This is a genomic window from Nitrososphaera sp. (assembly GCF_013388945.1).
GTDB lineage: Archaea > Thermoproteota > Nitrososphaeria > Nitrososphaerales > Nitrososphaeraceae > Nitrososphaera.
The window spans coordinates 213244-225016 of record NZ_JACAEH010000004.1 but is presented as its reverse complement, the minus strand read 5'-3'; the positions used below and the strand labels follow the sequence as shown (position 1 = coordinate 225016).

Sequence of the window (11773 nt, the reverse complement as noted above, 5' to 3'; positions counted from 1 at the left end):
AAGAGGCGTTTAGCCTTCTTCCCAACCCTTCACGAAGAGGCCGTGCTTCTTCAGTGGGATTGGCTGTCCTGGGGTGTAGTCCATCGGCCTCATCCAGAATATGGCCTTTGTCGGGCACACGCCGATGCAAGCTCCGTCGGAGATGCACCTTTCTGGATAGAACACGAATGCCTTACCCCTCTTCCATCCTTCCACCGGCTTGACTCTGAGCACGTCTGGACCGAGAGCGGTGCAGATTTCTACACAGAGTGCGCAACCGATGCAGTGCTGTTCAGAAACGTCAGGAAGTATTGCTACTGGCATCTAGTTCACCGACGGTGAAAACTGCTCGAATCTATTTAAACTGTATGCTATTTTTATAACACCGATATAATCGAGAAAGACTGAACGATTGCAGGCCTGCGGTACGAGGGATACGGCCAATGGTCGTGGCGTGTACAACGCTCGAACCTGCATCTTTTCAGCCAGTCTAATCTGGGCAGATAGACTGAAAGCGTATCGACATTTGCTTAATATTAATTCTACTCATGAACGCTCGTTATTGTTCCACGCCGAGCCATACACTATTAAGCCAATTTCTGGCATCACAGGGCATGGCGGGCGTGCCGCTCCACATCGCATTTGACGACACCGACTCCCGCGCGGGCCGGTGCACCACCCACCTGGCGTTCAGGGTGGCAAGCGGGCTCAAGGATATGGGCGCAAAGCTTGTCGACTACCCGCTCCTCATCAGGCTCAACCCGAACATCCCCTGGAAGACCCGTGGAAACGGCGCGGTCTGCCTGCGGGCAGAAGTGCAGGACCCGGGCAGGGCTGTCGATTACGTGAGGCAGGCAGTAGAGGAGGGCTCGGCCATCGGCTCGGGCGCAAACCCGGGCGTCGCTTTCTTGCAGTCAGAAAAGGTGCCAGAGCAGTTGCAAAAGTTCAGCGCGTTTGCGATGTGCGACGTGTCGAGCCGGCAGATGGCAGAAAAAGTCGCGCAGGCTTGCAGCGTCCAGTACAAGACTTTTGGCAACGGGCAGGGGCTCGTCGGCGCGCTTGGCGCGATGGGCTGCCTGCTTGGCGGCGACCACACGTTTGAATTGATCGCATACAGAAAGCAGGAAAACTGCGGGACCCCGCGCGTCGTCGACGAAAGCAGGGTCGTCAGGTTCAGCAAAGAAACGTACCCGTTTACATTCAACAATTACGACGCAAACCACGGGCGCGTCCTGATTGCGCCGCACGGGCCCGATCCTGTCTTTATCGGCGTGCGCGGCGAGAACCCCGAGGTCGTCTCGTCGGCGCTCTCAATACTGCAGCCGGAAGAGGAGCTCGAGGGCTCTGTCGTGTTCCGCTCAAACCAGGGCACCAACATGCACCTGCAGGCAGAGCTTGACCTGCGCGCCGTCAAGGCGTATACTGCCGGGTTCGTGCGCTGCTCTGTAAAAAGCAAGCCGGCGGCGATGGAAGGCGGCCACGTGTTTTTCGAAGTGGAGCAGCAAAACGCGTTGATGCTTGCAGCAGTGTACGAGCCGACAGGTCTTGCAAACGTCGCTACAAAACTAGAGCCGGGCGACAGGATAGAGATCGGAGTCGGCGTGCGCAAGGGCACGACAAAGCACCCCAAGGTGCTCAACATCGAATACCTGTCGGTGCTTTCGCTTGCGCCTGTTTACGACGTTCAAAATCCATTGTGCAAGATGTGCGGCGCGCGCATGAAGTCCGAAGGGCGCAACAAGGGCTACCAGTGCGACAAGTGCAAGTTCCGCGACCCTCACGCGCAGAAAGTGATGGTTGAGAAAGAGCGGTTGCTGAAAACAGGTCTGTACATCCCCACGCCAAAGGCGCACCGGCACCTCACCAAGCCGGTGCAAAGATATGGAATTGAGAAGATAGCGGGGGGTGGATTTTCCGGATTTGCATCCTATTGAACCACCGATCTGCGGGTTATGAGCCCGCCGGGATGACCTGGCTTCCCCACCCCGCTGACAGCGTTTCTGCAACGGGGGCATATATCTCTGTCTGCATTCAGCGCAGGCTGCGGTCAGACGCGCGCTTTTTCACAAAGTAAATTATCGCGACTATTGCCGCAGTTACCGCTGCAGCGTACGCGGCTATTATTGCAGCGCTGACGGCGTTGCATGCGGGCCCTTCGCAGGGGATCTGTGTGAGCAACGCATCAAACATGTGTTTGATACAGGCTGCGTACACCTAAAGTTTTGGCATTCTTTGCTTGAATCCTCTAGACGCAACAATTGCTACCGCCATTACTGAGGCGATAACAATAGCAAGCATATCGAACTCTGGAGCGATGCTGGTGCCGATTACCTCTACTCTCGACCATGGACCAAAATTTGAAAGAGGTATGCACACCATCCTGTCGCCGGTTGACGGTACGATGCCTTGCGTGGCATTGACGCTTGGTTGCCCGTTCACAAGCACGATGAACGGGATGTCACGGTTATCCTGCGTCGAATCAATTAGTGCCCTTGAAAGTCTGAGTTCGAGTGTACTGCCTTCGGACCTTCCGTCAAACGCAATTGAACGTCTGTCGATATCTGCCGTGACGTTAGCGATGTGCCCACCGTAAAGAATGTCGTATTTCTGGCCGTCGATGTCCATCGTCCACCCGTATGGCATATCATACTTCCATTCGGGAGGCTGGTGCATCCCTAGGCCCCCGGTGAAAACGCGACCACAATCATAAGCATCTTCTGCATGCGCCAAGGGCATAGAGATTGAAAATAGCGATACAGAAATGATGGCAAGAAACACCTTCAATGACACTCTATTGCATTTTGAGATATTTAGGCAGTATAGGTTTATTTCCGCCTTTGCCCCAAAGGAGCACATGAACGTCAAGTCTGCAGACGACGTGGACTTTGCCAAGCGCGGCGGGGTCATACCGGTGGTCGTGCAGGACAAAAAGACAAAGGACGTGCTAACCCTCGTCTACGCCAACAGGGAGGCCCTAGCCAAGACCATCGAGACGGGCAACGCCTGGTTCTTCAGCACCTCGAGGAACAAGCTCTGGATGAAGGGCGAGGAGTCGGGCAACGTCCAGCCGGTCTCCGAGATACGGGTCGACTGCGACTCTGACGCGTTATTGTACATAGTCGACTCGAACAAGCCTATGTGCCACACCGGGGAGCGCACATGCTTCCACAATATGGTTGAAAAAGCGTGATATCACACAATTTCTATAGCTTTTCCAGCCAAGAGGATAAAAATCTGAGCTAAAAACGGCAGTTAAGTGTCACGATATGCAAGGGCAAAAAAGTTAAGCAATACTAAAATGTGACCAGTGAAGTTCTAATAATAAACTTTCAGAGAAAGGTGCGTAAGTCATGGGCAATATCAGGTTCTTAAAGTGCAGAGAGTGCGGCAAGGAGTACGAGCCGCAGTTCCGCTATGTGTGTGAAGAGTGCTTTGGCCCGCTCGACGTCCACTACCTCGAGCCAAAGGTCAACAGGCACACTTTTGAGTCAAGGGAAAAGACGTACTGGCGCTATTTCGAGCTCCTGCCGATAAAGGACAAGAGCAACATAGTCAGCCTGCACGCAGGCCTGACTCCTTTGCAGTATGCTGACAAGCTGGGCGCGCGCCTTGGGCTCAAGGACGTATACATCAAAAACGATTCTGTAAATCCCACTTTTTCGTTCAAGGATAGACCGGCCGGAGTCGCCGTGTCAAGGGCAAAAGAAACTGGCTTGAAAGCGGTGGGTTGCGCGTCGACCGGAAACCTTGCCTCTGCTACCGCAGCGCACGCGGCAAAGGCGGGAATCCCCTGTTACATCTTTGCGCCCTCTGACATCGAGCACGCAAAGATAGCGCAGGCGCTCTCGTACGGCGCCGAGTTTGTCGCAGTGGAAGGCACCTACGACGACGCCAACAGGATTGCCTCGATAATCGGCGACTCTAAAGGTTACGGCATCGTCAACATCAACATGAGGCCCTACTACGTGGAAGGGTCAAAGACCCTGGCGTACGAGGTAGCCGAGCAGCTCGGCTGGCAGGTCCCCGACAGGCTGATAATCCCGGTGGGCTCGGGCGCGATGCTCAACGCTATTTGCAAGGGCTTTGAAGAACTGCACCAGCTCGGCCTTGTGGACAGCATAAAGAACCTGAAGATAGTCGCGGCACAGCCGCACGGGTGCGCGCCGGTAGTCGACGCGTTCAAGAAAGGATCCGACGAAGTCATCCCGGTGGAGCGCCCGGAGACTATAGCAAAGAGCCTTGCGATAGGCGACCCCGGCGACGGGCTGTACGTCCTGAAGCGGTTGAAGCAGTACGGCGGCATCGCCGAAGAAGTGAACGACGGGGAGATAACAGACGGCATAATGCTATTGTCGCAGACAGAAGGAATATTCACAGAGCCGGCAGGCGGCGTGTCTGTAGGCGTCCTGAAAAAGCTGGTGGACGAGGGCAAGATAGACAAGGACGAGAAGGTCGTGTGCTATGTTACAGGCAACGGGCTGAAGGCCACAGAAGCGATTATAGGCCTGCTGCCAAAACTCTCTGCTGTCAAGCCTGACGCCGCAGTCGTGTCGGCAATGATAAAGTGATGGAAATGGCAAAAGTGGAATTCACGGTTCCTTCGGTATTGAACAAGGGGCAGGGCGAGAAAAAGCTCCCGGTAGAGGCGTCTGACCTCCAAGACGCGTTCAACAAGGTGTCGGAGCAGATGGGCGACGACTTTAAACGCAGAGTGTTTGACCACAACGGCAAGCCAAGGTCGCTCATCAACATCTATGTCAACGGCAAGAACATGCGCTTTTCCGGCGGCATGACCACCGCGCTCAAGGACGGCGACGCGGTGTACATCCTGCCGGCAGTGGCAGGCGGCGCCGAGCTCACAAGCGACGAACTGCAGCGCTACTCGAGGCAGGTGATGCTCGAAGAGATCGGCTTTGAGGGCATGGAGAAGCTGAGAGCGGCAAGGGTGTGCGTGGTAGGCGCAGGCGGCATCGGCAACCCCGTCGTCACCCAGCTGGTCGCGATGGGCGTGGGCAAGCTCCGCATCGTCGACAGGGACGTGATTGAGGTGACAAACCTGCACAGGCAGCACCTGTACACCGAGGAGGACATCGGCAAGGTGAAGGTTGAAGCCGCGGCGGAAAGACTGCGCAAGCTGAACCCCGGCGTCGAGATAGAGCCCGTTCCTACTTCTGTGACAAAGTACACGGCAGAAAACGTTGTCAAGGGCTTTGACATCGTGATAGACGCGCTGGACAGCGTCGACGCAAGGTATGCGCTGAACGACGCGTGTATCAAGTACAGCATTCCGCTCATTTACGCCGGCGCGCTCGGGATGCTCGGCTCCGTCACCACGATAATCCCGAACAAGACCGCGTGCCTGCGCTGCCTGTTCCCGGCCCTCAATGAAGAAGAGATGCCGGCGTGCAGCACGGAAGGCGTGCACCCGTCGATACTGTACCTTGTAGGCGGCATCCAGGTGTCAGAAGCTGTGAAGATAATCATCGGCAAGGAGCCGACGCTTGTCAACAAGCTGATGTACATCGACCTGAACGAGCTGTCGTTTGAAAAGGTCCAGATTGCAAGGCAGGACGAGTGCCCCGCGTGCGGGACCACAAGGACGATAAACGGCCAGCAGGTGACTGCGCAGGAGCTGATAATCGAGGAATTGTGCGGCAGGGACCGCGGCAAGAGGACCTGGACTATAACGCCGGCAAACCCCGTGCCGGTCAACCTCTCTGGCATCAGCAAGAGGGCCGAGACCCTTGGATACCAGGTGAGGACGCGAGGGAACCTCGGCATCACGGCGACAAACAACAACAGGATGTCTGTCAGCTTCCTCTCAAGCGGCGCCGCGACTATAGTTGGCGCCAAGGACGAGAAGGACGCCGTCGAGATCTACAACACGTTTGTCAGTAGCGCCTAGCCCATGAACTCTGTCAGGCTGGACTGCATCTTCTTTTCTTCTTTGAAAATCAGTTTCAGTTCGGTGGCAAGCGAGTCCACCCTGCTTTTCAGGTAGTCGTTTATCCTGTACTCCTGGCAAAATCCTGTCGCTATGCCCAGGTATTTTTCCACCGCGCCCCTTGTCACCGTCTGCGTCAGCTCGTTTCCGCATTCGGTGCACTTGCCCACAAGCGGCATGCGCCTGAACTTCTCGCCGCAGTTTGTGCACCTGAACGTCTGCGACGAGTAGGACCTCATGTTGCCCATGATGTCCGGCAAAATGTGCGTGGTCAGCACCATCGCGGCGACCTCGTCGGCGTCGACTGCGCTTATCAATTTCGCGGTGTCAAACTGCATCTTTAGCTTCTCATCCATCGTGTTGAGCGTCGAATACGCACTCCTCTGCTCCTTTGTCGTAAGCCCGCTTGTCATGTGCGTAAAGTTGTACCCGAAAAACTGCGACTCTTCCCCTATGCGGTTCTTGACGATGTCTATCATGTTTGCTACTTCTGCGGCCTTTGCCTGCTTCCACGTCGCCTCGTAGAATTCAAGCGGATACGAACTTGCGATGTCGACGTTGTGCGCCTGGCGCTGCACCTCGTGCGGCAGGACCGTCGGCTGTATGAGAAGCGGCGCGTCCATCAGCCCACCTATCTTGTCCGGCAAGAAATCAAACGAGAAGTTCAAAAAAGCGTCCATTAGGAGCATGACCGAGTCGGCGTCTCCGTCGCAGTCCCGGCGCTTTGCCGAGTGCCATATAGGCGACGCAAGGCAGACCTGCGAGTCTGAAAAGCCGATTATCCTGCCCATCACGCCGACTGACGTGTGCGGCGCAAGCCCCACCACCATGTGGCCCACCAGGTCGTCGATGGTGTCGACGTTGTAGAACGGCTCGCACTCGTACAGCTTTACCAGTTCCTCGTCGATGAACTTGGCAGTGTTGACCAGGTGCTTTGCAGAGTCGCGCGGGATGACGACGTCTTGCATCATCAGCTCTACCAGCTGGTCCGGCGAAACAAGCTCCTTGCCCTGGTAATCGCGCACGTAGCCGAGCTCCCTCAGCTTCTCGACGCTTGCGCCTATCCACGCAGGCTTGAAGTGAGTCAGGGGCTCGTTGGTGGCGTCAAAGCGTATCGTGCCGTCCTTGAACGCATAAAGCCCGTGCTTTTGGCGCAGTATCCCTTTTTCAAGCGGCTCTGCCGCCCTGTGCTTGCTCATCAATGATTTGACGCCTTTGAGCGGATCCTGCGCCTTTGCGCCCACCTTTCTCTGCGCCGCCTCTATCATCTCCTTGAGTGGAAAGTTTGCCGAGCTGTAGGTCTTGCCCTCCTTTCCGCAGCGCGGGCACCTGTCGCCTTCTTCCACCTCGTCTTTGCATACGGGGCAGAGGTTGCGGAGCATCGTCGGGGCGCCGCAGGACCGGCAGTGGGTCCCAAGCGAAGGCAGGTTGCATACGTCGCAGTGCCGGTTTGCAATCTCGGTGTAAAGCGTGCCGTCGGCCGCCGCCTTGAGTATGTCCCTCGTCGGGCCGCCCTTGTTGCCTATAGGAAAGAGCACGTGCACGGGAGGCTTCATCTTGCGCTCGGCGGCCTTTTCCGGCCTGCCGACCCTGACTGCTATGGACGAGGCGAACTTGGGCATCACGGTTATGCCCGACATCTTTGTCACGAGCTCGACTGCGTCCTTGGCCTCTGCCGGCTGGCCCGACAAAAGGATCGAAAGCGACTCTGCATGTTCTTTGTCAAGAACTATGCTGTCTCCAGAAACAGAGTGGCTTGTGCCTAGCTTTTCCAGGGCTTCCTTTACCGCCGGCTCGTTTGGCAGCGTGCCCTGCTTCATGCGGTCCCTTAGCAACAGCAATTCTTGCACGGTAACGATGTCAAAATAGAACGAGTGGCGCGGGTGCAAGGGAATGCCGAGCTTTCTGCTTATCTCAAACGCCTCGCTGACTGTTGGGATGATTGCGGGGTTCTCTGCCAGCTGCACCAGCCTGTCGCGGTCAGTGTCGATGTCGGAGGCGAGTTTCTGCTTCAGCTGGAGCGCCCATATCTCTTCGACATAGCTTGCAGGCGGCAGCTGCGCGTTGTTTTCCAGAAAGTCGCCGTAGCTGATGAGCATGTCGCCCAGGTACAGGATCTTTGCCACGTGTTTCCTGATTTTTTCCGCCTGATCCACGCTTGTCACGGCAAGCACGCTTCCGTCGTCCAGCTTTACAATTGGAGGCTCGACGGTGTCTACAAGCGCTATGGTCGAGGCCTTGCCGGGTATGTCCATCTTGATCTGGGTGCCGGCGACGATCGCGTAGTTGAGAAGCGCCGGGACTGCAGGGTGGATGCCTGTCGTTGCAAAGCCGGTGTTGCACGCCCGGCCGTACCGCAGCCTAAAGCCGCCGGCCTTTTTCACCATCGAAAGCACGGGCCTGCCGGTGATGACCTCTGACATCCTGTGGTGCGCCGCGTCGTCGTCGCCTGTCTGTATGGCGCCTTTCAGTTCTTTGAGCCACTGCCAGCCGTCCAGCTTTAGAGTTTCTACAAGCTTCAGGAGCTTCCTGCTCCTGCCTATCAGCCCGTCGTTCATGACGCGAAGCGCGCCTCCGCGCACCCTGTCTGTCGCTATCCTCTTCATCCCCTTGTGGCCCACCACGTCGACTGGATCGGTGTCCACGCCGTCAAGCTCTACCGGCAGGCTTGCTATACATTTCACGACGTCCTCGTCGAGCACCTTGAACTGGAAGCCCATGACCTCCCTTTCGTAGATGCGCAGTTCTTCTACAAACCTGCCCGTCTCGTCGTCAAACGAGTTGGCGATATATGGCGAGAGGCCTGCAACCTTCCTTGCGTGGTCGGCTATGAGCATCGTGAGAGCAGCCTCCGTCCCCCCGGCAGACCTTATCGGCCCGGCAAACGAGACAGAGAGGTATTGAGAGCCGTCGGCGTTGTTCTTTATCGTGACGTCGGATATGCCCTGCAGGGGCGCAACCGTCACGCCCTCTGTCACTACTGCAAGCGACACGCGAACCGCGTTGTCAAGGCGCGTCTTCAAGTCGCCAGAGCCGTACTCGCCTCGCGCTATTTCTTCTGCAATTTTCAGCGCGGCCTTTTCTTTCGTCGTCTGGCCCAAGAGCGCGCGCAGCCGGTCGGCAATGTCGATGTTGTGCATTTTTGCGACCCTGTCTGACAGATCGAAAGCAATCTTGGGTTCCACTACGCCGGCGACGTCTATGCCCTTGCGTCTAGCCAAGAGCGCGTGCTCGTAGTTTTTCTGCACGTTTTCCAAGATGTTATGCTGGTACCGGCGATAATATGCCGGCATGCTGATGTCCGCAAGGCGGGCCTGTCCTTCTGCAAGCATTTACTTCCGGGCCTGCCGCATTGCCTTTATCATTGCAGATAACTTTTGCTGCCACTGGCCGTCCTTCTCTATCATGGTCCCGACGACGATGGCGTCGGCCCCGGCCTTTGCAATCTGGCCCGCCGTCTCGGGGCTCCTTATGCCGCCCCCGACGATGAGGGTGCCCTCGTAGTACTTTCTCACGGCCGCCACCATCTCTGGCTGGACGTTCTGGGACGCGCCCGAGCCTGCCTCGAGGTAGACAAACCTCATGCCCATGTATTGAGCGGCAAGAGAATACATCACTGCAAGGTTGGGCTTGTTGAAGGGTATCGCCCGGGCCCTGCCCACAAACCAGGCCGCTGTCCCCTCGCCGACAATGATGTACGCGGTCGGCAGGGGCTCGATGCTGTGCTTTTTGACTGCAAGGGCGCCAAGCGCCTGGGCGCCCGTGATGAAATACGGGTCTTCCGAGTTGAGGAGCGAGCTGAACAGTATAGCGTCCGCCTTTGGTGACACGCCTGTGACGTTGCCGGGGAACAATATCACGGGTATTGTGACGTTTTTCTTGATTTCAGAGACCACGTTTGCGAGTTCAAACTGGTCGATTGCCGACGAGCCCCCGACTAGGATGCCGGACGCGCCGGCCTCCTCCACCTTTTTGGCGATGGAAGCCGCGTTGGTTGAATTTTCAGAGTCGATGAGCGGCAGGCATATCGTGCCGTGCTTCTCGATCTCTTTTTTGAGCTGCTGCTCTACCTTGCCAGTCACGCCTCATTGACAGTGGGCCCGGGCATTTTAAAATGTATGCAATGTTTAATTACGGCGCAGTATACAGAACTGTATAGCTGCCATGGCCGGGTCAGGATCGAAATCTAACGCAGTTTTGAATCAGCTTGTTGCAAATTCTCTATTTACACCGCGCCAGCTGGCGATAATTTCCAACCAGCTGAACAGGCGCGGCCGGGCGCAGAACATCAGTTCAGGAGCGTATTACAGGCAGGTGAAGCAGTGCAGGGACAAGGTGGCAGGCGTGCTTTACAGCGTGCTCCTTCTGCAATCGACGGGCGTGCTCCAGCCCGAAGCGCTGGGCACTCTGGCCCGCCTGGCAGAGCAACTGGGCGTGATATTGAGCGCAGATTCCAGTGACATCATCGACGAAACACGCCTGGCCGACGTGATATCCGTGATGGACACGCTTGTAAAAAGAATGTCCAAGTTGTAAACAAAGTTTGGTCTGTAACATTAAATCACGGTTTTCGGTGGCAAAGTCGTGATATGTTCCTAGAGTTACCCTATGTAGGCATCACGATCAACCTTGACTACGTGATATACGGCGTGCTCTCCTACGGCGTCGGCCTTGTCACAGTGATGTCAGTGAACAAGCTTCGTCGCGGCGCAAAGCGTGACTATCACGCCGACGACACCGTGGTCGAAGCAGTCGTGATGGAATATTCACGCAGGCTCAAGGACTATGACCGTGTAATAGCGGAGATGCGTGCCCGGCTTGACATCGTCGAGGCAAAGTCCCAGTCACTCACGCAACCTCACGCCACCGTGACGCCGTCACAGCCGGCCCCGACTCACGCGCAGCCCGTGAGTGAGCCTGTTGCAGTCACGCAGCATCCGCAGGTCACAGATGAGGCGCAGAACGGCACCACAGACTATATCCTGAAGCTGCTGATGGAGAGGCCCCGCACTTCACGCGACGTGCAGAGCGCTATTGGCAGGACCCGCGAGCACACGGCGCGCCTCATGAAAAAGCTGCACGACGCCGGCCTCGTGAGCAGAGACCTGAACAGCAAGCCGTTCCGCTACGCAATCACTGAAGCGGGTCAAGCGAGGCTGAAGGAGAGACCTGCTCAGGCACCCGGCCTGCAGCGGGCTGCCTAGTGGTTTTATACACCCACTCTTTTCCCTGGCGGGTTCGCACGAGCCTGCCACGTTCTGCATACCTTGAGAGATAAGTGGAGATTATGCTCAGCTTTATCGGCTCGTTGTACGAGTCCTCGTATAATTCAAGGATGTCAGACGAGGTGAAGCTGCCGTACGGGAATTTCGCATCGACAAGCGCCCATATCCTGTCGCCCACCGACGCAGGCTTGGATATCTCGATGTCACGGGGCACCTCGCCTTCCATGTTGAGGAGGTCCATGAACTCCATTATCTTGACTATCTTGTCCTTGGAGATATTGCCCTCTAGAGAGAGGTTGTACTTGCTCCCCTCGGCGTCCTCCAGCTCTATGCGGAACTTTTTACGCCCTGGCATCGGAAGTAGTTCACCAGCTAACACCTTAACACTTAACAGAGCTTGTGTCAAACATGATAACAATTTAGCTAGCTGTTGTTAGCTGTGCATGGGACGCGTGCCTGATTCGTTAACAAGCCTGCCCGGTTAACCTGTTTTGCCGTAGAAAAGTCGGCCCTTCTGGTTCCAGTGGAAATGGAGGGGTCTCCCTTGCGCCCGTTAACATTGTTAACCACCACCTTAACGCTCCAGTGGAAACAAAGGGGTCGTTTTTGGGCTCCTTTCCATGGC

General features: G+C 56.4%; 13 protein-coding genes, 1 tRNA gene and 1 pseudogene. 6 read left to right on the top strand and 9 right to left on the bottom strand.

All coding sequences use genetic code 11. From position 1 onward, the window contains the following. Window positions 1–9 precede the first annotated feature (9 nt). Together HXY31_RS02815 and HXY31_RS02810 are read right to left on the bottom strand one after the other, a co-directional pair. Entirely contained in the window at window positions 10–303 is a 294-nt protein-coding gene (locus tag HXY31_RS02815) for a 4Fe-4S binding protein (protein ID WP_292639401.1), read from the bottom strand. 517 nt (window positions 304–820) lie between these two features. Next, window positions 821–1159 (bottom strand): hypothetical protein, encoded by a 339-nt coding sequence (locus HXY31_RS02810; RefSeq protein WP_292639399.1) that lies wholly within the window; start codon window positions 1157–1159, stop codon window positions 821–823. Here HXY31_RS02810 and HXY31_RS12340 point away from each other — a divergent pair. Next, window positions 1047–1301, top strand: a pseudogene (locus HXY31_RS12340) (DUF1743 domain-containing protein); the annotation flags it as partial. The gene HXY31_RS02810 and the pseudogene HXY31_RS12340 sit on opposite strands and share 113 nt — an antisense overlap. Here HXY31_RS12340 and HXY31_RS02805 read toward each other — a convergent pair. The 4 genes from HXY31_RS02805 to HXY31_RS02790 form a co-directional block, all read right to left on the bottom strand. Continuing rightward, the gene (locus HXY31_RS02805) at window positions 1187–1618 is read right to left on the bottom strand and encodes a hypothetical protein (protein ID WP_292639397.1); all 432 of its coding nucleotides are present in this window, start codon (window positions 1616–1618) and stop codon (window positions 1187–1189) included. The pseudogene HXY31_RS12340 and the gene HXY31_RS02805 overlap by 115 nt on opposite strands. A 257-nt stretch (window positions 1619–1875) precedes the next feature. After that, a tRNA-Met gene (locus HXY31_RS02800) sits at window positions 1876–1969 on the bottom strand. A 41-nt stretch (window positions 1970–2010) separates the two neighbouring features. After that, entirely contained in the window at window positions 2011–2169 is a 159-nt protein-coding gene (locus HXY31_RS02795) for a hypothetical protein (protein ID WP_292639395.1), read from the bottom strand. 24 nt (window positions 2170–2193) lie between these two features. Next, window positions 2194–2763, bottom strand: coding sequence for a hypothetical protein (locus tag HXY31_RS02790; protein WP_292639393.1), 570 nt, complete (start codon window positions 2761–2763; stop codon window positions 2194–2196). Window positions 2764–2833: 70 nt separating this feature from the next. On the opposite strand from HXY31_RS02790, the gene hisI reads away from it, so the two are divergent. The 3 genes from hisI to HXY31_RS02775 all read left to right on the top strand — a co-directional run bounded on the left by hisI (window position 2834) and on the right by HXY31_RS02775 (window position 5884). Then, window positions 2834–3169: a phosphoribosyl-AMP cyclohydrolase gene (hisI, locus tag HXY31_RS02785; RefSeq protein ID WP_292639391.1), complete on the top strand. Its 336-nt coding sequence runs from the start codon at window positions 2834–2836 to the stop codon at window positions 3167–3169. Between the two features lie 160 nt (window positions 3170–3329). Further along, the gene (locus HXY31_RS02780) at window positions 3330–4547 is read left to right on the top strand and encodes a threonine synthase (RefSeq protein WP_292639388.1); all 1218 of its coding nucleotides are present in this window, start codon (window positions 3330–3332) and stop codon (window positions 4545–4547) included. Window positions 4548–4552: 5 nt separating this feature from the next. Continuing rightward, window positions 4553–5884: a ThiF family adenylyltransferase gene (locus HXY31_RS02775; protein ID WP_292639386.1), complete on the top strand. Its 1332-nt coding sequence runs from the start codon at window positions 4553–4555 to the stop codon at window positions 5882–5884. Here HXY31_RS02775 and HXY31_RS02770 read toward each other — a convergent pair. Together HXY31_RS02770 and HXY31_RS02765 are read right to left on the bottom strand one after the other, a co-directional pair. Then, the gene (locus HXY31_RS02770) at window positions 5881–9255 is read right to left on the bottom strand and encodes a DNA polymerase II large subunit (RefSeq protein WP_292639384.1); all 3375 of its coding nucleotides are present in this window, start codon (window positions 9253–9255) and stop codon (window positions 5881–5883) included. The two genes, HXY31_RS02775 and HXY31_RS02770, sit on opposite strands and share 4 nt — an antisense overlap. After that, the gene (locus tag HXY31_RS02765) at window positions 9256–10005 is read right to left on the bottom strand and encodes a geranylgeranylglyceryl/heptaprenylglyceryl phosphate synthase (RefSeq protein ID WP_292639382.1); all 750 of its coding nucleotides are present in this window, start codon (window positions 10003–10005) and stop codon (window positions 9256–9258) included. A gap of 115 nt (window positions 10006–10120) precedes the next feature. Between HXY31_RS02765 and HXY31_RS02760 the strand changes: the two genes are divergently transcribed. Both HXY31_RS02760 and HXY31_RS02755 read left to right on the top strand, forming a co-directional pair. After that, a complete protein-coding gene (locus HXY31_RS02760) occupies window positions 10121–10459 on the top strand; it encodes a hypothetical protein (protein WP_292639380.1) in 339 nt (112 codons plus the stop codon). A 53-nt stretch (window positions 10460–10512) separates the two neighbouring features. Then, complete coding sequence (locus HXY31_RS02755) at window positions 10513–11127, top strand: helix-turn-helix domain-containing protein (RefSeq protein WP_292639378.1); 615 nt, start codon at window positions 10513–10515, stop codon at window positions 11125–11127. Here HXY31_RS02755 and HXY31_RS02750 read toward each other — a convergent pair. Next, entirely contained in the window at window positions 11057–11503 is a 447-nt protein-coding gene (locus HXY31_RS02750; RefSeq protein ID WP_292639375.1) for a hypothetical protein, read from the bottom strand. The genes HXY31_RS02755 and HXY31_RS02750 overlap by 71 nt on opposite strands. Window positions 11504–11773: the final 270 nt, after the last annotated feature.